This is a genomic window from Frateuria sp. GZRR35 (assembly GCF_051900415.1).
In the GTDB taxonomy this organism is placed as follows: domain Bacteria; phylum Pseudomonadota; class Gammaproteobacteria; order Xanthomonadales; family Rhodanobacteraceae; genus Frateuria_A.
This window is the reverse complement of record NZ_JBHZGL010000012.1, coordinates 104654-127431: the sequence shown is the minus strand read 5'-3', so window position 1 is coordinate 127431 and position 22778 is coordinate 104654. Positions and strand designations below refer to the sequence as shown.

Annotated in this window: 19 protein-coding genes; 11 read left to right on the top strand and 8 right to left on the bottom strand. The window is 68.6% G+C overall.

Annotated elements, in window-relative coordinates:
• Positions 1 to 447 precede the first annotated feature (447 nt).
• Positions 448 to 1293, bottom strand: coding sequence for an NAD-dependent epimerase/dehydratase family protein (locus tag ACFWZ3_RS14180; RefSeq protein WP_439708326.1), 846 nt, complete (start codon positions 1291 to 1293; stop codon positions 448 to 450).
• Between the two features lie 6 nt (positions 1294 to 1299).
• On the opposite strand from ACFWZ3_RS14180, the gene ACFWZ3_RS14175 reads away from it, so the two are divergent.
• The 7 genes from ACFWZ3_RS14175 to ACFWZ3_RS14145 all read left to right on the top strand — a co-directional run bounded on the left by ACFWZ3_RS14175 (position 1300) and on the right by ACFWZ3_RS14145 (position 8651).
• Entirely contained in the window at positions 1300 to 1839 is a 540-nt protein-coding gene (locus ACFWZ3_RS14175) for a shikimate kinase (RefSeq protein WP_439708325.1), read from the top strand.
• Positions 1836 to 2936, top strand: a complete 1101-nt coding sequence (gene aroB, locus ACFWZ3_RS14170) for a 3-dehydroquinate synthase (RefSeq protein WP_439708324.1) — start codon at positions 1836 to 1838, stop codon at positions 2934 to 2936. The genes ACFWZ3_RS14175 and aroB overlap by 4 nt, the downstream gene beginning before the upstream one ends.
• Positions 2937 to 3085: 149 nt before the next feature.
• Positions 3086 to 3346: a WGR domain-containing protein gene (locus tag ACFWZ3_RS14165; protein WP_209619713.1), complete on the top strand. Its 261-nt coding sequence runs from the start codon at positions 3086 to 3088 to the stop codon at positions 3344 to 3346.
• Between the two features lies 1 nt (position 3347).
• Positions 3348 to 4418 carry a uroporphyrinogen decarboxylase gene (gene hemE / locus ACFWZ3_RS14160; RefSeq protein ID WP_439708323.1) on the top strand — a complete coding sequence of 357 codons (1071 nt, stop codon included), beginning with the start codon at positions 3348 to 3350 and terminating at the stop codon, positions 4416 to 4418.
• 2 nt (positions 4419 to 4420) lie between these two features.
• Positions 4421 to 4771, top strand: a complete 351-nt coding sequence (locus ACFWZ3_RS14155; protein ID WP_439702165.1) for a DUF3147 family protein — start codon at positions 4421 to 4423, stop codon at positions 4769 to 4771.
• A gap of 223 nt (positions 4772 to 4994) precedes the next feature.
• A complete protein-coding gene (locus tag ACFWZ3_RS14150) occupies positions 4995 to 5645 on the top strand; it encodes a DUF4328 domain-containing protein (protein WP_439708322.1) in 651 nt (216 codons plus the stop codon).
• 177 nt (positions 5646 to 5822) lie between these two features.
• Entirely contained in the window at positions 5823 to 8651 is a 2829-nt protein-coding gene (locus ACFWZ3_RS14145; RefSeq protein ID WP_439708321.1) for a valine--tRNA ligase, read from the top strand.
• Between the two features lie 153 nt (positions 8652 to 8804).
• Here ACFWZ3_RS14145 and rimI read toward each other — a convergent pair whose 3' ends face one another.
• From rimI to pssA, 3 genes are read right to left on the bottom strand one after another with little or no spacing between them, the layout of a single operon-like run.
• Complete coding sequence (gene rimI / locus ACFWZ3_RS14140) at positions 8805 to 9281, bottom strand: ribosomal protein S18-alanine N-acetyltransferase (protein ID WP_439708320.1); 477 nt, start codon at positions 9279 to 9281, stop codon at positions 8805 to 8807.
• A complete protein-coding gene (locus tag ACFWZ3_RS14135; protein ID WP_439708319.1) occupies positions 9281 to 9772 on the bottom strand; it encodes a hypothetical protein in 492 nt (163 codons plus the stop codon). Before ACFWZ3_RS14135 ends, rimI begins: the two co-directional genes overlap by 1 nt.
• The gene (pssA, locus tag ACFWZ3_RS14130; protein ID WP_439708318.1) at positions 9769 to 10566 is read right to left on the bottom strand and encodes a CDP-diacylglycerol--serine O-phosphatidyltransferase; all 798 of its coding nucleotides are present in this window, start codon (positions 10564 to 10566) and stop codon (positions 9769 to 9771) included. The genes ACFWZ3_RS14135 and pssA overlap by 4 nt, the downstream gene beginning before the upstream one ends.
• A 123-nt stretch (positions 10567 to 10689) precedes the next feature.
• On the opposite strand from pssA, the gene ACFWZ3_RS14125 reads away from it, so the two are divergent.
• From ACFWZ3_RS14125 to ACFWZ3_RS14115, 3 genes are all read left to right on the top strand, one after another.
• Entirely contained in the window at positions 10690 to 11115 is a 426-nt protein-coding gene (locus ACFWZ3_RS14125) for a DUF4124 domain-containing protein (RefSeq protein WP_439708317.1), read from the top strand.
• 81 nt (positions 11116 to 11196) lie between these two features.
• A complete protein-coding gene (locus ACFWZ3_RS14120; protein ID WP_439708316.1) occupies positions 11197 to 12894 on the top strand; it encodes a proline--tRNA ligase in 1698 nt (565 codons plus the stop codon).
• A gap of 222 nt (positions 12895 to 13116) precedes the next feature.
• A complete protein-coding gene (locus tag ACFWZ3_RS14115) occupies positions 13117 to 13437 on the top strand; it encodes an H-NS histone family protein (RefSeq protein WP_439708315.1) in 321 nt (106 codons plus the stop codon).
• A gap of 418 nt (positions 13438 to 13855) precedes the next feature.
• Here ACFWZ3_RS14115 and tldD read toward each other — a convergent pair whose 3' ends face one another.
• The 3 genes from tldD to ACFWZ3_RS14100 all read right to left on the bottom strand — a co-directional run bounded on the left by tldD (position 13856) and on the right by ACFWZ3_RS14100 (position 17957).
• Positions 13856 to 15295, bottom strand: a complete 1440-nt coding sequence (tldD, locus tag ACFWZ3_RS14110) for a metalloprotease TldD (RefSeq protein WP_439708314.1) — start codon at positions 15293 to 15295, stop codon at positions 13856 to 13858.
• A 140-nt stretch (positions 15296 to 15435) separates the two neighbouring features.
• Positions 15436 to 15714 (bottom strand): hypothetical protein, encoded by a 279-nt coding sequence (locus tag ACFWZ3_RS14105; RefSeq protein WP_439708313.1) that lies wholly within the window; start codon positions 15712 to 15714, stop codon positions 15436 to 15438.
• Between the two features lie 2 nt (positions 15715 to 15716).
• Positions 15717 to 17957 (bottom strand): tetratricopeptide repeat protein, encoded by a 2241-nt coding sequence (locus tag ACFWZ3_RS14100; protein WP_439708312.1) that lies wholly within the window; start codon positions 17955 to 17957, stop codon positions 15717 to 15719.
• Positions 17958 to 18096: 139 nt separating this feature from the next.
• Between ACFWZ3_RS14100 and ACFWZ3_RS14095 the strand changes: the two genes are divergently transcribed.
• Positions 18097 to 18753, top strand: coding sequence for a hypothetical protein (locus tag ACFWZ3_RS14095; protein WP_439708311.1), 657 nt, complete (start codon positions 18097 to 18099; stop codon positions 18751 to 18753).
• A 75-nt stretch (positions 18754 to 18828) separates the two neighbouring features.
• Here ACFWZ3_RS14095 and ACFWZ3_RS14090 read toward each other — a convergent pair whose 3' ends face one another.
• The gene (locus ACFWZ3_RS14090; RefSeq protein ID WP_439708310.1) at positions 18829 to 22740 is read right to left on the bottom strand and encodes a YhdP family protein; all 3912 of its coding nucleotides are present in this window, start codon (positions 22738 to 22740) and stop codon (positions 18829 to 18831) included.
• Between the last annotated feature and the right edge of the window lie 38 nt (positions 22741 to 22778).

The window sequence follows — 22778 nt, the reverse complement described above, 5'->3', positions numbered from 1 at the left end:
CGCCAGCGCTAGGTTTCTCTCCTTCCCCGCGAGCCCCAGCCCCTCACCTCGGTCCTCTCCCCGGAGGGGAGAGGAAGATAGGCACCGCCATCCGTGTTGCCGCATCGCGCTGCGTCACCGGACTCCCTCTCCCCTTCGGGAAGAGGGTTGGGGTGAGGGGTCATTCTGGCGACGAACCAACGCCAGAGCGATGGTTTCTCTCCTTCCCCGCGAGCCCCAGCCCCTCACCTCGGTCCTCTCCCCGAAGGGGAGAGGAAGACAAGCTCCGCCATCCGTGTTGCCGCATCGCGCTGCGTCACCGGGCTCCCTCTCCCCTTCGGGGAGAGGGTTGGGGTGAGGGGCCATTCTTGCGACAAACCAACGCCAGAGCGGTGATTTCCCTCCCTTTCCCGCGAACCCCAACCTCTCACCTATTTTCCATCCCAGGAGGAAGATGAAGACAAGCCATCACATCGCCAGCAGCGCCGCATAGCCCGACCGCGCATCCGGCCAGTACGGCACGAACCCGCTTGCCCGCAGCCGCGCGTTGCTGAGCCGCTTGCTGCCCACCCCGGCCGGCGCCGGACCGTCGGGCGGAGGCGGTGCGCCCACCAGTCCGGCCAGATGGTCGTACAGGACGTCCAGGGGTAGCGGCGTGTCGTCCACTCCCAGGTAAAGCGGGTCGGCGTCGGGCAACAACAGCAGATGGGCGATGGCGGATGCCGCATCGTCGACGTGGATGCGGTTGGCCCAGTGCGCCTGCTCCCGCGGCACGCGTGCCAGCCCCGCCCGCAGTCGCTCGATCAGCTGGAGCCGTCCCGGTCCGTACAGACCGGCCAGCCGCAGTACGGTGGACTGCACCGGCACGTCCGCAAGCCAGCGCTCCGCCTCCAGCAGCACGCTGCCGTTGAAGCCCGGTGGGCGGGCAGGCGTGTCCTCGTCCACCCAGTCGCCGGCATGGTCGCCGTAGACCGCGCTGGAGGAGACGAACAGCACACGCCGCAACGTTGTCTGGTCGAGCGCCGCAAGCAGGGCGCGCAACCCCGTCAGGAAGACCGCTTCATACGCAGCCCGATCGCGTGCGTCGGGCGCCGGCAGGTAGACCAGCCGGGTGACGCCGCCGGGGAGTGCATCCAGCGTGGCGGGCGCGGCGAGGTCGCCGGCGAGCCAGTGGATACCGTCGTCGCTGTCCGCCGGAGGACGCCGACGCAGGGCATGCACCTCGTGCCCCTGCGCGCGCAGTTGGCGGGCCACGCGCAGCCCCACGTCGCCACAGCCGGCCAGCAAGACGCGTTCGTCCGTGGTTGCTAGCATGCGCGGATGAACCCCTCCTGCAACCTGTTCCTGATCGGCCCAACCGGTGCCGGCAAGACGTCGATCGGTCGACGCCTCGCCGCGCATTATGGCCTGCCGTTCCTGGATCTGGACCAGGAGATCGAGCGCCACTGCGGCGTGGATGTGCGTTGCGTGTTCGAGATCGAGGGCGAGGTGGGCTTCCGCCAGCGCGAAAGCGCGCTGCTCGATGCACTCAGCGCGCGCGCCGGCGTGTTGCTGGCCACCGGCGCCGGCGCCGTGCTGGACCCGGCCAATCGCCGTCGCCTCGCCGAACGCGGCTTAGTGCTGTGGCTGGACACCACGGTGGAACAGCAACTCGAACGCCTGGCCCGCGATACCAAGCGCCCGCTGCTGGCGGGCGAAGACCGCCGCGGCAAGCTCGACGCAATGGCGCACGTGCGTGGCCCCCTTTACCGCGAGATCGCCGACCTGCGCCTGCCCGGCGAACACGAAGGCGTGGCGACTGCGAGCGAGCGTTGCGTCGCGCTGCTCGACCAGCACTGGCAACGGCAACAGGCGGCATGAACGAAACCCATATCCAGACGATCGAGGTCGCGCTCGGCACGCGGCGCTACCCGGTGTGCATCGGCCGCGGCCTGCTCGGCGACCACGCCCGCTGGCGTGCGCATTTGCGCGGCCGCCATGCCCTGGTGGTCAGCAACACCACCGTGGCGCCGCTGTATCTCGATCGTGTCGCGCAGGGACTCGAAGGCCTGCGCTGGTCACACTTCCTGCTCGAGGACGGCGAGGCCTACAAAACCTTCGGCAATGTCGGTCGCGCGCTGGAGGCACTCGCCGCGCTGGGCGCCATCCGCGACGCCTGCGTGATCGCGCTGGGTGGCGGCGTGGTCGGCGACCTGGCCGGTTTCGCCGCAGCCTGCTGGATGCGCGGCATCGACTTCATCCAGATGCCGACCACGCTGCTGGCGATGGTCGACTCCTCGGTCGGCGGCAAGACCGGCGTGAATCTGCCCGCCGGCAAGAACCTGGCCGGAGCCTTCCACCAGCCGCGCGCGGTGGTCGCCGACATCGACACCCTGGCCACCCTGCCCGACCGCGAATACCGCGCGGGGCTGGCTGAGGTGGTGAAAGGGGCGGCGATCGGCGACGCGGATTTCTTCGCCTGGCTGGAGGCGAACGCCGATGCCCTCGGCCGCCGCGACGACGCCACGCTGGTGGAGGCCATCGCGCGAAAGGTCCGCTACAAGGCGGGCGTGGTCGCCCGTGACGAAACCGAGCAGGGCGAACGCGCCTTGCTCAACCTGGGTCACACCTTCGGCCACGCCCTGGAAACGGCCGGGCAATACACCGCCTTGCTGCACGGCGAGGCAGTCGCCATCGGCATGCTGCTCGCCGCACGCCTATCCGAGCGGTTGGGCATGAGCGACGCCACTGATACCGCGCGTCTGCGGCGACTGCTCGAACGCCTGCGCCTGCCTTCCGCGCTGCCGGCGGGTTCCGACGCGCAGCAGTTGCTTGCCCTGATGCGTCTGGACAAAAAGAACACCGCCGGCACGCTTCGGTTGATCCTGTGGCGCGGCATCGGGCGGGCGGAAATCGTCGGCGGCGTGGCCGAAGAAGCCATTCTGGCCACACTGGACGATGCCGCCTCTCGCCTGTAGAAGCCCGCTTGCGGGCGATGCTCCTGGCCTGTTGGACGAAAGGCATCGCCCGCAAGCGGGCTCCTGCAAGGCGTGGAAGCTCGCCAGCATGGCCGCAGCCTTCTAGAATGTCGCGCTTGCGGCGCCCTTGCCGCACCATCACGGACACCATGCGCCTCTACCTGCAAACCATGCCCGCCTCCGCCGAGGCGCCGCGCTACGTGCAGATCGTGCTCGAGCAGGATCTGCTCGGCGGCTGGACGCTGTACCGCGAGAGCGGCACGCAGGGTGGCAAGGCCACGCTCAAGCGCGAGCAGTTCCTCGAACGCGACGCGGCCATCGCGGCGTTCGAGAAGACCCGCGATGCGCAGTTGAAGCGCGGCTTCCGCGTGATGTTCGCCCAGGGCCTGGACGGCCCGCACGGACGCTGACATGACCGCTCCGCTGAAGAACGACCGCTTCCTGCGCGCCCTGCGCCAGGAACCCACCGACACCACGCCGATCTGGGTGATGCGCCAGGCCGGCCGCTACCTGCCCGAGTACCGCGCCACGCGCGAGCGCGCCGGCAGCTTCATGGGCCTGGCGCAGAACCCCGAGTTCGCCTGCGAGGTGACGCTGCAGCCGCTGGAGCGCTTCGATCTCGACGCGGCCATCCTCTTTTCGGACATCCTAACCATTCCGGACGCGATGGGCCTCGGCCTGTCCTTCGCGCAGGGCGAGGGTCCGCAGCTCGCCCGACCCGTGCGCACTGCCGCCGACATTGCGGCGCTGGCGGTGCCCGACATGGACGGCGAGCTGCGCTACGTGATGGACGCGGTGCAACTGATCCGCCGCGAGCTCGATGGGCGCGTGCCGCTGATCGGTTTCTCCGGCAGCCCGTGGACGCTCGCCTGCTACATGGTCGAAGGCCACGGCTCGCGCGACTTCGCCACGCTCAAGGCGATGTGCTGGAACGAGCCGAAGCTCGCCCACCAGTTGCTCGGCACGCTGGCGCGCTCGGTCGCGGCCTACCTCCTGGCGCAGGCTGCCGCCGGCGCGCAGGCCTTGATGGTCTTCGACACCTGGGGCGGCCTGCTCGGCCCGGCCCCGTTCCGCGAGTTTTCGCTGCGCTACATGAGCCAGGTGGTGGCCGCGCTGAAGGCGGATCCGGTCGCCCGCGAGCTGCCGGTGATCCTGTTCTCCAAGGGCGCGCACCTGCACCTGGCCGAGATGGCCGGTTCCGGTTGCGACGCACTGGGCGTGGACTGGACCATCGACCTCGGCGATGCGCGGCGTGCGGTGGCTGGCAAGGTAGCCCTGCAGGGCAACCTCGACCCGGCCGTACTGCGCTCGAACCCGGAGGTCATCCGCCGCGAGGCTCGCGCCGTGATGAACAGCTACGGCAACCACCCCGGCCATGTCTTCAACCTCGGCCACGGCATCACGCCGGAAGTCGAACCGGAGTACGTCAAGGTGCTTGTGGACGAGGTGCACGCCTACGGCCGCCAGTTGCGCGCGGGCTAGCGATGGCCTGGCTGATTACCAAGTACCTGGTCACCGCCGCGGTGGTGGTGCTCGTCTCCGAGGCGGCCAAGCGCAGCGACCGGCTGGGCGGCCTGCTCGGTGCGCTGCCGATGGTGACGCTGCTGGCGCTGATCTGGCTCTACCTGGAGCACCAGCCGGCGCAGAAAATCGCCAACCATGCGTGGTACACCTTCTGGTACGTGCTGCCCACGCTGCCGATGTTCCTGGTCTTCCCCGCCCTGCTGCCCCGGCTGGGCTTCTGGTTCACCCTGCTGGCCTGCGCCCTCATCACGGTGGCGTGCTTCGGCCTGTTTGCGCTGGCGGTGCGCCGGTTCGGGATCGAACTGCTCTAACCCTCCGGCTTTCCGGCTACCACACCCCCGCTTGCCCTGTCCATACCTCAGGCGCATAGTGGGGCCGCCGGCGACTGGCCGGTCGGCAAAAAGGCATGGGGGTGCCGTTATGTCGCGAGTCAATCCTTTCAGTGCGCCGGGCTCGGTCACGAGCGAATCTTCGGCCTCATCGGGGCAATACGTTTTCCGCTCTCCGAACTCGCTCGGCAATGGGGTCCGGGGCGTGATCGGGGCCTTCGTCCTGCTTACGCTGGCGGTCCTGGGCGTGATGGCCTACGGGCTGCAACTGCTCCAGCAGGGCATCGACAGCGGGATCACCGCGGCGCTGCAGGACAAGCTGGCGGGGGCCGGCTGGCTGCAGTTGAACCTGTTCCGCCTGCAACTGGTGCTCATGCTGGCCTGCTTCATCTGGGCCGGTTGCTGGGTGTACCGGGTGGCCTGCAACGTGCGGGCGCTGGGAGCCCGGGGCCTGGATGATTCACCCGCCTGGGCGGTCGGCTGGTATGCGGTGCCGGTCATGAACCTGGTGCGGCCGCTGCGCGCGATGACGCAGATCTGGCTGGGTTCGGAAGCACCGGCGCGCTGGCAGAAGCTGGGCACACCGTCGTTGCTGCGCGTCTGGTGGGTGTTCTGGATCGCGGGCAACTTTTCCTACTGGTTCGTTACCCAGTATCTGCGGCCCGAGCACACGTTCGAGGGGTTGCATACCCAGCAGGTGTTGTTGCTCTGCGGACAGGGCCTGAACCTGTGCGCGGCAGCCCTGTTCCTGCTGGTGGTAACGCGCCTGACCCGCATGCAGGCGGAGCAGCACGAGCAGCAGCAAGCGATGCCCGCGGTACACGCCTCGTCGCTCGCTGACGCGTTCGTGGCGTAATTCCACCACTATCCGGCCCATCCAGGCCCCCGGCTTGTAGCGAGCCGGGGCCTTTCGGCTGTCTGCAAGAGACTGCCGCGGGCGAGCGCGCTTGGGGCGATCACGCGCGCCCCGTACAATCACCGGCTCACCTTCCATGAACGCGCGCGCCGCACGGCGCGCCATCGCGAGCCTCCGATGGACAAGAGTTTCGAACCGGGCCAGATCGAATCGAAGTGGTACGCGCACTGGGAGAAGCGCGGCGCGTTCCGGCCCAGCGGCCAGGGCGAGCCCTACTGCATCCTGCTGCCGCCGCCGAACGTGACCGGCACGCTGCACATGGGCCATGCGTTCCAGCAGACCGTGATGGACATGCTGATCCGCTACCAGCGCATGCGCGGCATGAACACGCTGTGGCAGGTCGGTACCGACCATGCCGGCATCGCCACGCAGAAGATCGTCGAGAACCAGCTCGCTGCCGGGGGCAAGTCGCGCCACGACCTGGGCCGCGAGCCGTTCGTCGAGCGCGTGTGGCAGTGGAAGGAAGAATCCGGTTCCACCATTACCAACCAGATGCGCCGACTGGGCGTGGCGGCCGACTGGTCGCGCGAGCGCTTCACCATGGACGAGGGGCTTTCGGCCGCGGTGCGCAAGGTCTTCGTCCAGTGGTACCGCGACGGGCTGATCTACCGCGGCAACCGGCTGGTGAACTGGGACCCCGCGCTGGGCACGGCGGTGTCGGATCTGGAGGTCAACAACGTCGAGCGTGACGGCCACATGTGGTCGATCCGCTACATGACGGCCGATGGTGCGGGCTCGGTGGTGGTCGCCACCACGCGTCCTGAAACCATGCTGGGCGACGTGGCGGTCGCGGTGCATCCGGAGGACGAGCGCTACGCGCACCTGATCGGCACGAAGCTGCACCTGCCGCTGAGCGGTCGCGAGATTCCGGTCATCGCCGACGAATATGTCGATCGCGAATTCGGCACCGGCTGCGTGAAGATCACCCCGGCGCACGATTTCAATGATTACGCCATCGGCCAGCGCCACAAGCTCGAGCCGATCAACATCTTCACGCTGGACGCGAAGGTCAACGACAACGCGCCGGAGAAATACCGCGGGCTGGACCGCTACGAAGCGCGCAAGGCGGTGCTGGCCGACCTGGAAGCCGCCGGCCTGCTGGTCGAGGCCAAGCCGCACAAGCTGCAGGTGCCGGTGAGCCAGCGTTCGGATGCGGTGATCGAGCCGATGCTCACCGACCAGTGGTTCGTCGACCTTACCTCCGAGGTCCTCGCCGACGGTCGCCCCGGTGGCCGCACCGCGATCACCGAACCGGCGCTCGAGGCCGTGCGTTCGGGCGCGATCCGCTTCGTGCCGGAGAACTGGACCACCACCTACACGCAATGGCTGGAGAACATCCAGGACTGGTGCATCAGCCGCCAGCTCTGGTGGGGCCACCGCATCCCGGCGTGGTACGACGAGGCCGGCAACATCTTTGTCGGCGAGGACGAGCAGGACGCCCGCCGCCACGCCACCACCGAGCCGGTCGGCGCCTTGCGCCAGGACGAGGACGTGCTCGACACCTGGTTCTCCTCCGCCCTGTGGCCCTTCTCCACGCTGGGCTGGCCGATGCAGGGACCGGTGAAGAACGAGCGCGGCGAGGTGGTCGCCGACTGGAGCCAAGACAAGCTGTTCCTGCCCAGCGCGGTGCTGGTCACCGGCTTCGACATCATCTTCTTCTGGGTCGCGCGCATGGTGATGGCGACCTTGTACTTCACCAGGCAGGTGCCCTTCCGCGAGGTCTACATCAACGCCATCGTGCGCGACGCCGAAGGCCAGAAGATGTCCAAGTCCAAGGGCAACACGCTGGACCCGCTGGATCTGATCGACGGCATCGCGCTGGAGCCACTGGTGGAGAAATCCACCCGCTCGCTGCTGATCCCGCAGGTGCGCGAGAAGGTCGAGAAGCGCATCCGCAAGGACTATCCGCAGGGCATTCCCTCGATCGGTACCGACGCGCTGCGCTTCACGTTCGCGGCGCTGGCCAGCTACAGCCGCACGATCAACTTCGACATCAAGCGCGCCGAGGGCTACAAGGCGTTCTGCAACAAGCTGTGGAATGCCGCGCGCTTCGTGTTGATGAACCTGCCCGAAGGCGAGGTTCCGGCGCCCTCGGGATGGCCGGCCACCGAGGCCGAGCGCTGGATCCTCACCCGCCTCAAGCAGACGCTGACCGAAGTCGAGGAACACTTCGCCACCTACCGCTTCGACCTGCTGGCGCAGGCGGTCTACGAATTCGTCTGGAATGAATACTGCGACTGGTTCCTTGAGCTGTCCAAGCCGGCGCTCAACGGCGAGGAAGCGCAGGCCGCCGCGTCCACGCGCCACACGTTGCTGGTGGTGCTTGAGATCGTGCTGCGCGCGCTGCATCCGGTCATTCCGTTCATCACCGAAGAGATCTGGCAGGCGGTAGCGCCGCGGCTGGGCATCGGCGCGTCCAGCATCATGGAGCGGCCGTGGCCGAAGGCCGCCGAACTGCCGGCGGACGAGGCCGCAAGCGCCGAGATCGAGTGGGCCAAGTCGGTGCTTTCGGGCATCCGCCGCATCCGCTCGGAGATGAACATCACGCCCGGCAAGACCATCCCGCTGCTGTTCGCCGATGGCGATGCGGGCGATCGTTCGCGCGTGGCCAAGTTCGCCGCGCAGATCGCCTTCCTCGCGCGCACCGACGCACCGCAGTGGATCGAGCCGGGCGCCGGGGAGCCGGCGGCGGCGGCGGCGGTGGTCGGCAGTCTGCGCGTGTTGATTCCGCTGGACGGGTTGATCGACCTGACCGCGGAGAAGGCGCGCCTGGCCAAGGAAATCGCGCGCATCGAGGGCGAGATCAAGAAGTGCCAGGGCAAGCTGGGCAACGCCAACTTCGTGGCCAACGCGCCGGCCGAGGTGGTCGCGCAGGAACGCCAGCGCATCGTGGACTGGGGCACTCAGCTCGAAGCGTTGCGGGAGCAGGCACGCAAACTCGGTTGAGGCCGCACCGTGATTTCGTAGGGTGGGCTTAAGCCCACCACTGGCGTGCGGAGCCGGTGGGCTGAAGCCCACCCTACGCCGGCGTCATGGAAGCGCCCGCGCTCGTACTCACCACGGCGACCGGGCTCAACGGGCGAAGCGCGACGTCAGCTCTCAGCGCTGGGTAGGCTCGCGATCCAGCGCCATCACGATCGCATCCTCGCGGCCGCCCTTGGCCGGGTAGTAACGCGGGCGTCGGCCAATTTCCTTGAAACCGACCGAGGCGTAGAGCTCCTGCGCGACCGGGTTGGACGGGCGCACTTCCAGGAACACGCGCTCGGCGCCGCTCCAGCGCGCCACGTCGAGCAGCCGGCCGAGCAGGTGCCGACCCAGGCCGCGGCCGCGCCAGTCCGGGCCGATGCACAGGTTGAGCACGTGCGCCTCGCCGGCCGCTACCGAAAGGATGCCGTAACCGGCCACGTCGCCCTCGCAACAGAGGACCCAGCACGGGTGTCCGGCCTTCAGGCAGTCGCTGAAGATCCCGGACGACCAGGGAAATTCGTAGGACGCGCTTTCCAGAGCACTGACTGCGGCAACGTCCTCGCGCCGCATCGCGCGTATCTCGATGCGCGGGCGCGCCACCGCGACCATTACGCACTTTCCGCCAGCGCACGCCGCAACTGGCGCAGCGCGGTCCAGAGCCGGCGCTTGCCGGAGCCGCTCGCGAGCACCTCGCCCGGCTCGTCGGCCAGCACGATCTGCGCCTGGTTCATCACCGCCGCGGGCAGCTCGCGCCCCAGTGCGTGCGCCTGCGCCTGGCCGAATACCAGGTAGGCGCGCACCGGCGGCACGGGGGTAGCGGGGCGTCCGTCCTTGACCGGGATGCGCCCTGCGCGCGCCAGTTCGGGACCGTAGGTGGCCAGCGCGCGCCCAAGCAGGTCCAGTTCGCGCGCGCCGCAACCGCCCGGCAACAGCACCACGCAGGAAGCGGCCGGTACCGGCGAGACGACAGACGGCTCGGCCACGTTGTCGGACGCCTGAAGCGCAGCGGCCGCGCGGCGCACCTGGGGCGTCACGCCCAGTACGCGCAATACCCGCGCACGACGCGAAACAGGTCCGCGGCTGGCCGACGCCGGACTCATGGCTTGGCGCGGCGGGTCCGCCGACGATGCGCGGCGCGACCCCACAGGGTCACCGCCGGGCCGGACAGGAGGTACAGCGTGAACACCACGAACAACACCCGCGGCGGGTCGATCAGGAACGGGACAAGGATCAGCACCGCGACCAGCACCCACAGGAACGGCACCCGGTCGCGCTCGCCCATCGGCAGCGACTTGAAGCTGTAATAACGGAAACGGCTGACCATCAGCAGGCCGACCACCACCGCCACCACCAACGTGACGAAGCACAGCTGCGGCCCGGTGATGGCCCATCCCTCGGCGCGGAACTTCTCCATGCTCCACACGAACGACATGCAGACCGCCGCCGCCGCCGGGCTGGCCAGGCCCTGGAAGTAGCGCTTGTCGATCACCCCGACCTGGGTATTGAAGCGGGCCAGGCGCAGCGCGCCGCAGGCGGCGTAGAGGAAGGCCGCGGCCCAACCGATCTTGCCCCACACCGGCCCGTAGTCGCGCAGCGAGGACAGCGACCAGTTGTACATCACCAGCGAGGGCGCCAGACCGAAGCTGACCAGGTCCGACAGCGAGTCGTACTGCACGCCGAATTCGCTCTGCGTACCGGTCAGGCGCGCCACGCGCCCATCCATGCCATCCAGCAGTGCCGCCACGAAGACCGCGATCGCGGCCTCGGTGAAACGGTGTCCGATGCTCGCCACCACCGCGTAATAGCCGGCGAACATCGCCGCCGTGGTGAACAGGTTCGGCAGCAGGTAGATGCCCCGGTGGCGGGGCGTGCGGACTGGCGTGTTCTCGCTCATGCAACGATCCGTGACGGAATGCGCGAGAGTGTAAACCATCGCCCGTCAACGGCCCCGCCACGCTTGAGTCCGGCCGTGCAGAGTGTTAACTAGTGCCGGGGCCCCATGCCCTCGGAGAATTCCATGCGCCGCTTGCCCCTCGTCCTCGTGTTGCTGCTGCTCGCGCCCGCGGTCGCCGCACAGGTATACAAGTGGACCGATGCCCACGGCACCGTGCACTACTCCGAAACGCCGCCCCCGCAGGGCACCCAGTTCAAGCGCATCAATGCCAATGGCATGGAACAGCCGGTCGCGCCCTCACCGGCACCTGCGGCCAAATCGGACGCCACCGCGGCCAAGCCGGCGTCCGCAAGCACGGGCGGCCTTCCCAACACTCCCGAGAATCGCGCCAAGCTCTGCACGTCGCTGAAGGCCAATCTGGACCTGCTCAAGGGCAAGGAGGGTGTGGTGCTCGAACAGGGCGGCAAGTCGGTGCCGCTGGACGAGACCCAGCGCAGCCAGCAGATCGCGCTGGCCGAAAAGCAGTACCAGCAGTTCTGCAGCCAGTAAGGGCTTTGCGGCGGCGTCCTTGACGCGTAAGCCGGAGGTAGGCCACGTATAATCGGCCTCTTTACCCCCGGATTACCCGCCATGCGCCTCAGCCAATTCCACCTGGCCACCGTCAAGGAAGTTCCCGCCGACGCCGAAATCGCCAGCCATCGGCTGATGCTGCGCGCCGGCATGATCCGCAAGCTCGCCTCCGGCCTCTATACCTGGACGCCGCTGGGCCTGCGCGTCCTGCGCAAGGTCGAAAACGTGGTGCGCGAGGAAATGAACCGCGCCGGCGCGATCGAATTGCTGATGCCCGCGGTGCAGCCCAAAGAGCTTTGGGAAGAGACCGGCCGCTGGGAAAAGTTCGGTGGCCAATTGCTCAAGATCAGGGATCGCAAGGAGCAGGAATTCTGTTTCGGTCCGACCCATGAGGAAGTCATTACCGACTTCGCGCGCAACGAGCTGAAGAGCTACAAGCAACTGCCGGTCAACTTCTATCAGATCCAGACCAAGTTCCGCGACGAGATACGTCCGCGCTTCGGCGTGATGCGCGCGCGCGAGTTCCTGATGAAGGATGCGTACTCGTTCCATCTCTCGCCCGAATCGCTGGGCGGCACCTATGACGCGATGTACCAGGCCTATTCGCGCATTTTCGAGCGGCTCGGGCTGAAATTCCGCGCGGTGCAGGCAGACACTGGCGCGATCGGCGGCAACGCCAGCCACGAATTCCAGGTGCTCGCCGATTCGGGCGAGGACGCGATCGCGTTTTCCGACGATTCCGATTACGCCGCCAATATCGAAAAGGCCGAAGCGCTCGCGCCAGCCATCCAGCGCCCGGCTCCGCAGGCGCCGCTCCAGCGCGTGGATACGCCCACGCAGAAGACCATCGCGGAAGTCAGCACCTTCCTCGGTGTTTCGCCGCAGCAGTGCATCAAGACGCTGCTCTTGCGCGGGCGCGAGGGGTTGGTCGCGCTGTGCCTGCGTGGCGATCACGAACTCAACGAGGTCAAGGCCGGCAAGCTGGGCGAATTGACCGACGAACCGGTGCTGGCTACGGAAGAAGAGATTCTCGCTGCGACCGGCGCGCGTCCGGGATTCATCGGCCCGGTCGGCCTACCGGATGCCATCCCGGTCATCGTCGACCGCAGTGCCGCGGTGCTGGCCGATTTCGTCTGCGGCGGCAATACCGACGGTACCCATTACACCGGCGCCAACTGGGAACGCGATGCGCGCATGACCCGCGTGGATGACATCCGCCAGGTCGTCGAGGGCGACCCCTCGCCCGATGGGCACGGCACGCTACGGCTGGCCCGCGGCATCGAGGTCGGCCACATTTTCCAGTTGGGTCAGAAATACGCCCAGGCACTCGGCGCCACGGTACTGGACGACCAGGGCAAGGCCCAGGTGATGATGATGGGCTGCTACGGCATCGGCGTGAGTCGCATCGTGGCCGCGGCAATCGAACAGTCCCACGACGAGGCGGGGATTATCTGGCCTGAAACCATGGCGCCCTGGCGCGTGGCGGTTTGTGTCATCAATCCCAAGAACCTGCCGGACGTGCGCGACGCGGCCGAAAGCCTGTATCGCAAGCTCGAGGAACGCGGTATCGAAACGGTACTGGATGACCGCGGCCTGCGCCCCGGCCAGATGTTTGCGGATCTGGAATTGATCGGCGTTCCACATCGCGTGGTCGTCAGCGAGCGTGGTCTGGCTGCCGGCACCCTCGAATACCGTCGGCGCTCCGAATCGGAAAACCGGGCCATTACCGAGGACGAATTGTTCACACTGCTGGCGTGAAAGTAAGTGGGCTGTTGCCGTTAAGCGCTAATTTCGATGCAGTCGAGTTTGGCAATGCACCAGGCCGGTTTATGCGGTGGATCGCATTATTCCCCGCGCGGGATAATCGGCCGTTTTGCAATTGCCCCCGCCATTGGGCGAGAATGCTTCCCGACAGGAAGCACCGCTCTCAATGACGAGAGGCAAAAACACATAATCGATGACTTATCCGGGAGCCCACGCATGGCAGTCGACATCAAGAACCTCAATCACAACCAGCTCAATGAACTGATCACCAAGGCGCAGGCGCGCCAGGGCGAGCTGCGCAAAGAGAAGGTCGCCAAGCTGCGCGAGAAAGTCCATGCCATGGTCAAGGCCGAGGGCTACTCCATGGAGGACATTTTCGGTGGCGCCCGCAAGGCCCGCCGCAGCACCGGCACGGTGGCCCCGAAGTACCGCAATCCGGCCAACCCGGAGCAGACCTGGTCTGGCCGCGGCAAGCGCCCGCGCTGGTTCAACGACGCGCTGAAGGCCGGCAAGAAGGAAAAGGATCTCGCGATCTGATTCCTCGTTGCCATGTAATGAAAAAAGCACCGGCCTCGCGCCGGTGTTTTTTTGTTTCGTTTCTGGCTTTCATCCCCGAGGCGTGGGCTGGGATGACGTCCCGGTAGCGCCGAACGCCCCGACCCTGCCCGAACCCTCGCCCGCCTGGCGACCTCCTCTCGGAGGGAGAAGAACTCGAATGGACGGGGTGGGCGGCAGCGCATTCGACTTCGGCGCTACGCCTGCGCGCAGCGCAAACGACACGAAGAACCGCTCACCCCGAGTGAAGCGAAGTCGAAGGGTATCCATGAAGCTCGTCTATGCCCGGAGGCAAGCTCCCCTCGGGGAGAGGAGTTGCGATGAGGGTTTCGTCCCGCCGGGGCCATCCGAGCCCTACGCCGCCTTTCGTGCCCGCTTCTGAAGACGCGCGGCCAGGGCGTCAGGCTGCGGTGCCACCCACGGTCATGCCGTCGATCTTCAGCGTCGGCTGGCCCACGCCGACCGGCACGCTCTGACCGTCCTTGCCGCACACGCCAATGCCTTCGTCGAGCTTGAGGTCGTTGCCGATCATGGACACGCGCGTGAGCACCTCAGGCCCGGCGCCGATCAGAGTGGCACCCTTGACCGGCGCGGTGAGCTTGCCGTCCTCGATCAGGTAGGCCTCGCTGGCGGAGAACACGAACTTGCCACTGGTGATGTCCACCTGGCCGCCGCCGAAATTGACCGCGTAGAGGCCGCGCTTGACCGAGGCGATGATCTCGGCCGGATCGTGCGAGCCGGCCCGCATGTACGTGTTGGTCATCCGGGGCATCGGCAACTGCGCGAACGATTCGCGGCGGCCGTTGCCGGTGGGCTTCATGCCCATCAGGCGCGCGTTCAACTTATCCTGCATGTAGCCGACCAGGATGCCGTCCTCGATCAGCGTGGTGCACTCGGTCGGCGTGCCCTCATCGTCCACGCTCAGCGAGCCGCGGCGGTTGGGCAGCGTGCCGTCGTCGACCACGGTGACGCCCGGGGCCGCCACGCGCTGGCCCATGCGGCCGGCGAAGGCGGAGCTGCCCTTGCGGTTGAAGTCGCCTTCCAGGCCATGGCCGATCGCTTCGTGCAGCAATACGCCGGGCCAGCCGGGGCCGAGCACGACCGTCATCTGTCCGGCCGGCGCATCGACCGAATCGAGGTTGACCAGCGCCTGGCGCACCGCCTCCTCGGCGAACGCCATGGCGCGCCCGTTCTCGATCAGTTCGCGGTAGCCGTAGCGGCCGCCACCGCCGGCGCTGCCCTGCTCGCGCCGGCCGCTGGATTCGGCGATCACCTGCACGTTCAGGCGCACCAGCGGGCGCACGTCCGCCGCCAGGGTGCCGTCCGCGCCGGCCACCAGCACGGTGTCCATGGTCGCGGCCAGGCTCACGATCACCTGTTTGACGCGGGGATCGCGCGAGCGCGCGTACGCATCCACTTCGCGCAGCAGCGCGATCTTGTCCGCGTTGGGCAGGCTCTCGACCGGGTCGAGCGCCGGATACAACTGCCGCGCACCATTGAGCGCCAGCGGCTTGCCTGCGCCCTGCCCGTCCTGGGCGATAGCGCGCGCGGCTCTGGAGGCATCCAGCAATTGCGGCAGCACGATCTCGTCGGAGTAGGCAAACCCGGTCTTTTCGCCGCTGATGGCGCGCACGCCCACGCCCTGCTCGATCGAATGGCTGCCGTCCTTGACGATGCCTTCCTCCAGCAGCCACGACTCGCTGCGCGAGTGCTGGAAATAAAGATCGGCCGCGTCGATCGACGGCCCCATCAGCTGACTGAAGACGCGCTCCAGGTCACGGGTGGCCAGGCCGCCGGGGGCCAACAGCTTGTTCTCGACTTGCGCGATCAGGGAATCCATCAGTGAGCCATGGCAGTGCGGTAAAGGAAGACAATGGTGGCACGCCGCGCCGATTCAACGTATCGGCGCGCTAGAGAACCCGGCACGGAGCCGGGTTTCGCCCAGGACGCGGAGGCCCGGTTTCCCGGCCCGCAGCCGGCTCAATGCCCGAGCGTATCGAGGGGCAGCTCGAGGGTGATCTCGATTACCAGGCTCTTCGGCTTCGGCGGCGTCACCACCACGCCCTTGGAGACGATGCCGATCCGCGTGTTCCTGATAACGTCGGCGAGGTTGAACATGTAGCCGTGCGTTTCAGGTGCGGGCCGTGGCGGCCTTCGCCTCGAATCCTCGCTGCCGCCTCGCCGCGCCGCAGCGCCCACGCGGCCGATGGAGGGAGTCTGCGCGGCGAGCGCCTGTACGCGCTTGAGCTTGGTAGCCATGGTCATTCTCCGGCTGAGGCCCCGGCACTGGAGTGCGGGGCGGGTGGCTCCCGACCGCCGGGCCTGGCTGTCGCCGGCGGCGACAGCAGGCCCAGATGCCGGAAGGTATGGTTGCTGGCGATCAGCGTCTCGGCGATGCCTGCGGCGCGTGCGGCCGCCAGTCGCTGGCGTGCACCATCGAGATCACCCAGCAGCGCCAGCGTCTCGGCGTTGAGCAGCGCCACTTCGCCCGGTTGCGCGTGCAGCGCTTCGGCGCGGGCGACCAGTTGGCGCGCGCGAGCCCGGTCGCCCAGCATGACCCGGTAGAAAGCGAGAGCGGCCACCGCGCGGGCGTCCTCGGGCTCGACTGCCAGGTAGCGCTGGGCGCGCACCGAGGCCTCATCGAAAGCCTTGCGCATGTCGGCTTTACTCGAGGCCGGATCCACCCGCAGCGCCTCGCCCAGGTTGCCCCAGACCATGAAATCGTCCGGACCCAGCGTCGTCGCCTGCCGCTGCAGCGCCACCGCGGCGGGATAGTCGCCATGCTGGTACTTGAGCAGGCCCAGGTTGGTCACCGCGCCAACCGTCGGCTCGATGCCGATCGCCCGTTCGAGCGCCGTCTGCGCGGCCGCATCGTCGCCCGCATCGAGATACAGCGCGCCCAGCGTTTCCCACAGATCCTCCCTGTCCGGCTGCAGTTCCACGGCACGGCGATAGGAGGACACAGCCTGCGGCACCTTGCCGTCCAGGTACTGCTGGTAGCCGAGTTCGGCATGCACGCCGGCGTCGTCGGGGGCCAGCTCCAGCGCCCGCTGGAACTGCGCCAGCGCCTGGTCGCCGCGCCCCTGCGCCGCGTAGACCTTGGCCATGCCCACGTGCGAGGCGGCGGCCAATACGGGTGACTGCGCGCTCTTGCGGTAGTGCTGCAGCGCGCGCTCGCTGTCGCCGCTCGCACGGTAGAGGTCGCCCAGCGCCTGGTCCGTTTCCGGCATGGACGGATCCATCTGCGCGGCGCGCTGGCAGGCCGCCTTGGCGTTGTCGAATGCCGAGGGATTGTGGCTGCTCTGGAACCGCCAGATCTCGGCGCGGCAGATGCCTGCCTGGGCCCGCGCGAACTGGCTGTCCTGTTGCAGCGCCTGGCCGAAATGGGCGATCGCCTGGTCGGCGGCTTCCGGCTTGGTGGCATGGTTGAGCAGCTGCAGGCCGGCCAGGTAGGTGTCGAACGCCGCCGCGTTATGGGTGGGCGCCAGGCGCCTGGCCAACCGCTCGCCCCCCTCGGGAATCGCACCCAGCAACGCGCGTACCACTTCCCGGGCAATGTCGCTCTGGGTGTCGAAGATGCCGGCCAGTTGGCGGTCGTAGGTGTGGCTCCACAGGGTGAAGCCGGTCGAGGTGTCGGTCAGCCGCGCGGTGATGCGCACGCGCGAGCCTTCGCGGCGCACGCTGGCACCCAGTATCGAGGCCACGCCCAGGCGCTGGCCCAGTGCCTGGGCGTCGACCGCCTGGCTGTCCGGCGTGGACGGTACCGAGGCGACCACCTTCAGGCCTTGCACGCCAGCCAGCGCGTCGCGCATTTCCTCGGCCAGCCCTTCGGCGAAGTAGTCGTCCTGGGCGTTGCCGCTGAGGTTGGCAAACGGCAGCACCGCCACCGACGTTGCCATCGGCGTGCGCGTTGTCGCCCGCCACTGGAGCACGCCCCAGGCCGCCAGCACGCCCAGCAGCACCACGCCTGCCAGCGATGACCAGCGCCAGGCACCGGGGCGATGATGGAGCGCTGGTGGATCGACCGTGCCCCATGCGGGCACGACGGCGCCTGGCGGCGGCACTTCGGTCGGCCTGGGCGCCGCCGGCTCGATGGCCGCCGGCATGGCCTCGTGCGGCTCCGGGGCGGTCGCGTCCGGTGCGGGCGGCGCGGCGGGAGCCTGCAACTGCCCGATGAAGCGGTAGCCCAGTGCATGCCGCGTCTGGATGTAGCGCGGTTGCTGGGGATCTTCGCCCAGGGCATGGCGCAGTTGCGCGATGGCGCGGGTCAACACGCCGGGCGTGACGTGGCGATGCCCCCAGACCTGGTCGATCAGGTCGTCGCGCCCGATCAGCTCGCCGGGGTGGCGCAGCAGCGCCAGCAGCACGGCGAACGCCTTCGGTTCCACCGGCTGCGGCACGCCCGCACGCGACAAGGTATGCGCGGCCGGATCGACCACGACATCGCCAAAACGATAAGGCGTAGCTCCCCCGTCGCGTGCGCCCGATTCCATCCGGTTCATCGGGAAACCCTCAGGCGATCACACAAACCTCGGTGTTCGCTCCTGCAAGCCTCGCATGTCCATCATGACTGAAACGTTCTGCCGGTGGATTCTGCGCCACGCCGCCAGCCGCGGCGCGCACACTCATCGGAGAGACGCCATGAATGCCCAGTTCGCCACCACCCTCCTTCCCTTGCCGGCCGCACTGCAATCGGCTTCATTGCCGGGGCCCCGCCACCCGGCCCGGCGCCGCCCGGGCGGCGGCTTTGCCATTCACGCCAAAGCCCTGGCCCGTTTCAACCGCTTGCTGGGCCGGTTGCAGCATGTGCCCCTGGAGCGTGAACAACTGGTCGCGGCCTGGCGTGAGCTGTTGGACCGGTCATCGCGCGAGCACTGCACGGCAGGCATCGAGCAACGCCTGCAGCTGGCCGTGGCGGTCGAGCGGATGATCCGCGACGCGACCTGGCAGGCCGCCAATGAGGCCATCGCACCCGCCCGCGTGGTCGTGAGTTACATCCACGGCAAGCATGAGCTGATCCCACGCCAGGCCGCACGGGCCCGACGCCTGGACGATGCGATCGTGGTCGACGCGGCCTGGCCGCAGCTCGGTGGCGAAGTGGACAGTTATCTGGACTACTGCCGCCTGCGGGCGATCGAAGCCGAATGGCGCGGTTGCCCGGTCGGGCAGTTCACCTTCACCCGCGCGGACTGGCAGCAGGCCCGCCACGCCGAAGCCAGCCTGCTCGCCCACGTCCGCCGGGTCGGCCAGACCAGTTACCTGCCCGCGGGAACGACCGCCCTCTTCCGCATCCGTTGAACGATCGCGGCGCCAACGTCGAGGCGGACTCACCCACAATGAGCCCGCCCCGGCGCGCCCGGCGCCGAACGCCTGTCAGCGCGGCGAGGAGGAGGCGGCAGCGGGATGATCGGCCGGCGGCGGCCGGGTCGAAGCCGGCGACGCAGGCTTGGCAGGCAGCTCGTGCCTTTCCACCAGCGTGAACACCGGTTGGTCCCAACTCCCGGTGACGTGGTAACGCGCGCTCGCCGCCTTGTTCAGCCCCTTGCCGAGCAGCCCCTGCACGGCAAAACCCGCGGCAGCCCCGACCGGCCCGGCGACCACCGCACCAACCACCGGCAGGCTGTTGCCCACGTGCGGCACGACATAGACCTGCTGGTCGTAGTCGCGCGCGCGCAGGCCGGTGCGGCCGTGGATATCGATGTCGGCGGCCGGCCCGCGGATCTTCAGGTTGTCGGTGGAGGCGTCGCCGTCGGCAAAGCGGAAGTCGCCCTTGATCGAATCGAAGGCCAGCCCCTTGCCGAACACGTCGCCGAAGTCGAGCGTCAGCCGTCGGGGCAGCTCGGCCACGGAAACCAGGCCGAACAGGCGCCCCACGCCGGGGGCCACCTCGGGGATGCGGCCATGGCTGACGTCCACGGCCAACGTGCCGGTCATGTTTGCCAGCGCGAAGGACGTGGGCGCACCAGGCCAGCTCGCATCCAGCACCGCATGCGTCTTGCCGCCGCTGAACAGGCCCTCGTAGCCGAAGGCGGTCAGCATGCTGCCGAGGTTCTGCGCGGCGAAGTCGATACGCATATGCGTCTGACTCGCCTGCGCCGTGCCGTTCCAGTCGCCGCTGGCATTGAGCTGCACGCTCTTGGACAGCGCGCGCAACTGGTCGATGTGCATGCCCTGGCCGGTCGGCCAGGTTTCCAGCCGCGCCTCGCCGAGCCGGGCGGTGCCCAGTCGCAGATCGCCGATCCACAGGTGGAAGGGAGGCAGTGATGCCGGATCGATACCCGTAGCGGCGGGGTTCGCCACGGGCTCGGCCGGCCTCTGCACCACCGTCCCCGGTGCAGCCGGTGCGACGGCCTTGGCCGGCTCCGCGGAGGGCTTGCCGTCCGACGCTGGCGCCGCCTGCGGCCAGTAAAGCCGCTGCAGGCGAGCGGTGATGCCGCGCTTGCGCAGATCGGCTGCCGGCACGTCCACGTGGCCGGCCATCGCGGGGCTGTCCACGTCGATTGCCAGACCGCCGGTGCCCGGCACCGCCTTGATGTGCATGTCGGGGAAGTCGTGTTCGAACACCAGTGCGCGGTCGGCCTGGGCGTCGATACTTTCGAGCCCTGGACCGTCGCTGCTGCTGCCGGCCACCGCATGCTGCACCCAACCGGACACGTCCAGTGCTGCCGCGTGCCCGCGGATGCGCAGACCTTGGTCCGGCAGGTTGTCGGGCATCGCCGTACCGAACGCGATCGCCGCGGCCAACGGCTGGGTGTCCCCGGCCGGAAGACGGAAGCGCGCGCGCATCACCTCGCCCAGTGCCACGTCCAGGCGCGCATTCTCCACCGGCACGCCCAGGGTCAGGTGCAGAGGCAGCACGGCATCGGCCGGCTTGGACAAGGGAACCGGCAACTTCAACGCCGTGCCGGCGAGCGTGCTGTCGGCGCTGAGCGTCTGCACCGACGCGTCGCCGCTGCCGCGAGTGATGTCGAAACCAAGCGTGTAATCGCTGCGGCCCTCGGCTGCCTCGCCCAGCCACTCGAGTTCCGGAAGAGCCTGCACCAGTTCGGCGATGGCGAAACGCCCCTGCAGTCGCGCTGAAAGTACGGTTCCGGGTTGGCCGGTGGCATCGGCGATCGCCAGGTCCAGCGTCGAGGGCTGGCCACGGAAGCTGCCGGCGAGCGGTCCGGCGTGCACGCCGTGGGCGTCGAAGCTGACCGGCCCGGCGAGCTTGTCCAGTCTCAGCTTCCACTCGGGCGCATCCACGTCCGCATCCGCGAGCTGGGCACTGCCTTCCAGCCGCATGGCGCTGAGGTCCTTCACCGGCAGCGACAGGTGGAAGCCGAACGCGGCGCTGCCGCCCAGGCGCAGCTTGGCCAACGTGCCGGCCTGCTCGCGTGCGATCGGGCTCTGGCGCAGGAAATTCATCAGGCTGGCGCCGCTGCCGTTGCCCTGCACGTTCAGATCGATCGTGGTGTCGGAAAAGTCCGGGATCAGCGCGACCGCGCGTTCGAGCTTGATGCCGAGCGACTCGCCGCCGCGGGCTTCGGCCAGCATGCCGTTGTCGACGAAGCTCGCCTCGACCGATAACCCCGTGGCCTGCGGCCATTCCTCGCCGTAGTCCAGGGTCAGGCCGCTGATGCGGGCATGCGCCTCGAAGCGGCCCTCGTTGTGGCGGAACGGCCAGTCGGCCAGGCTGCCGCGCACTACCAGGTCGCCCTCGTCCACCGTGCCTGCGACGAGCGCGCGGTCGAGCCACTCGACGGCATGGGGCGACATCGTATGGGGCGACCAGAACAGCTTGGCTGCCGGCACCTGCGCGTGGTCGACGTGCGCGTACAGATCCAGGAAAGGACGCCCGCCGTCATCCGGCAGCGCGATGGTGCCACGTGCGCTGCCGGCGAAGCCTTCGCCCTGGAACGCGAGCGGATCCATGCCCAACTGCCAGGCCCCACCGGCGTGCCACGCCGCGAGGGTGCCACCGAGCCGCGGTAACACGAAGGGTTTGCGGTACTCCGGCGTGAAGTCGACCACGGTGGCCTGCGCCGGCAGTTCCAGCGAGAAGCCCTGCGCGTCGCCGCGCAGCGTGCCGGCGAGCCGGCTGACGCCCGGCAGCTTCCCGGCCGCCGCGATGCCGGCATTGGAGAAGGATGCCTGCAAACCCTGCACGCCCTCGGCGCGCGACCACTGGAACGTGGCCTGCTTCAACAGGGCGCGCGGATGCCCACTGCCGAGCCAGGCGCCCAGCGACGGGGCAAGGCCGGGTTTGAGCGCAAGCCAAGGCAGCAGCGGCGCGAGATCGAGGTTGCGCGCCGCCATGCCCACGCGCAACGCGCCGTCCGGCTCGTGCAACGCCAGCGCCAGCGCGCCGCCCCGGTCGTCGGCATAGCGGACCTCGTAACCGTCGGCGCTGCGGCTGACGCCGGCCAGACCACGCAGGTGCGGCACGCTGGCGGTTCCCGCAGGGCCTGCTATGGCGAGATCGGCGAGCTCGAAACGCACGGTGGCGCGCACGACCTTGCGGTCCTTCCAGTCCAGCCAGGCGGCAATGTTGCCGGTACCGCGTTTGGCCGCATAGCCGTCCATCGCCACGTCGCCGAGCATCGCGCGCAGGTCGAGCCGGTCACCGGCCAGCCACAGCCGGCCTTCGCTGCCGTCTTCGCGGAAGCTGCCGGCGCCATGCCACTGGCCGCTGGCGCCTTCGCGCTGCAGCAGCACACCGAAGCGCACGCGGCTGCCCTGCCGGCTCAGCCGCAGCTGGTCGGCGCGCACGGCGTAGCGACGACCGCTGACCTCGTCGGTGACGATCAGTCGCAGGTCGCGCAGCCAGATCCCCAGCGAGACAGGGCCCATCGAGAAGTCCTGCCGCGCCCCGCCCTCGGGCCCACCGATGCCGTTGACGTGCCAACGGCCCTGCGCGTCGTGGCTCAGGTCCAGTTCCAGCCCGCGCGCGCGCAGGTCGAGCATGTGCCGCGAGGGCAGCAGCCAGGCGCCGAAATCGATCTTCAGTTCCGACTCGGGCAGGTGCAGCGGACTGCCGCCCCCTGGCCCGGGGCCCACGGTGACGTCGCGCATCACGAACAGCGGGCCGGAGCCTCGCCAGTGGCCCTCCATCGAGGCGAAACTCACCGGCCGGTGCAGGCGTTCGGAAAGCTGCGCGGCCACCCACTGCGGATGGCGCGCCAGCAGCGGCAGCAGCAATTGCGCCAGCGCCACCAGCACGGCCAGCGTGACCACCATGATGCCGGCGCCCCAGCCGAGGGCGCGCAGTGCCACGTGCAGGCGCTGTCGCCAGCGCGCGTTCACCTCGTTCCGTCCCGGCCGGCGTTGCGGGCAATCCTTCG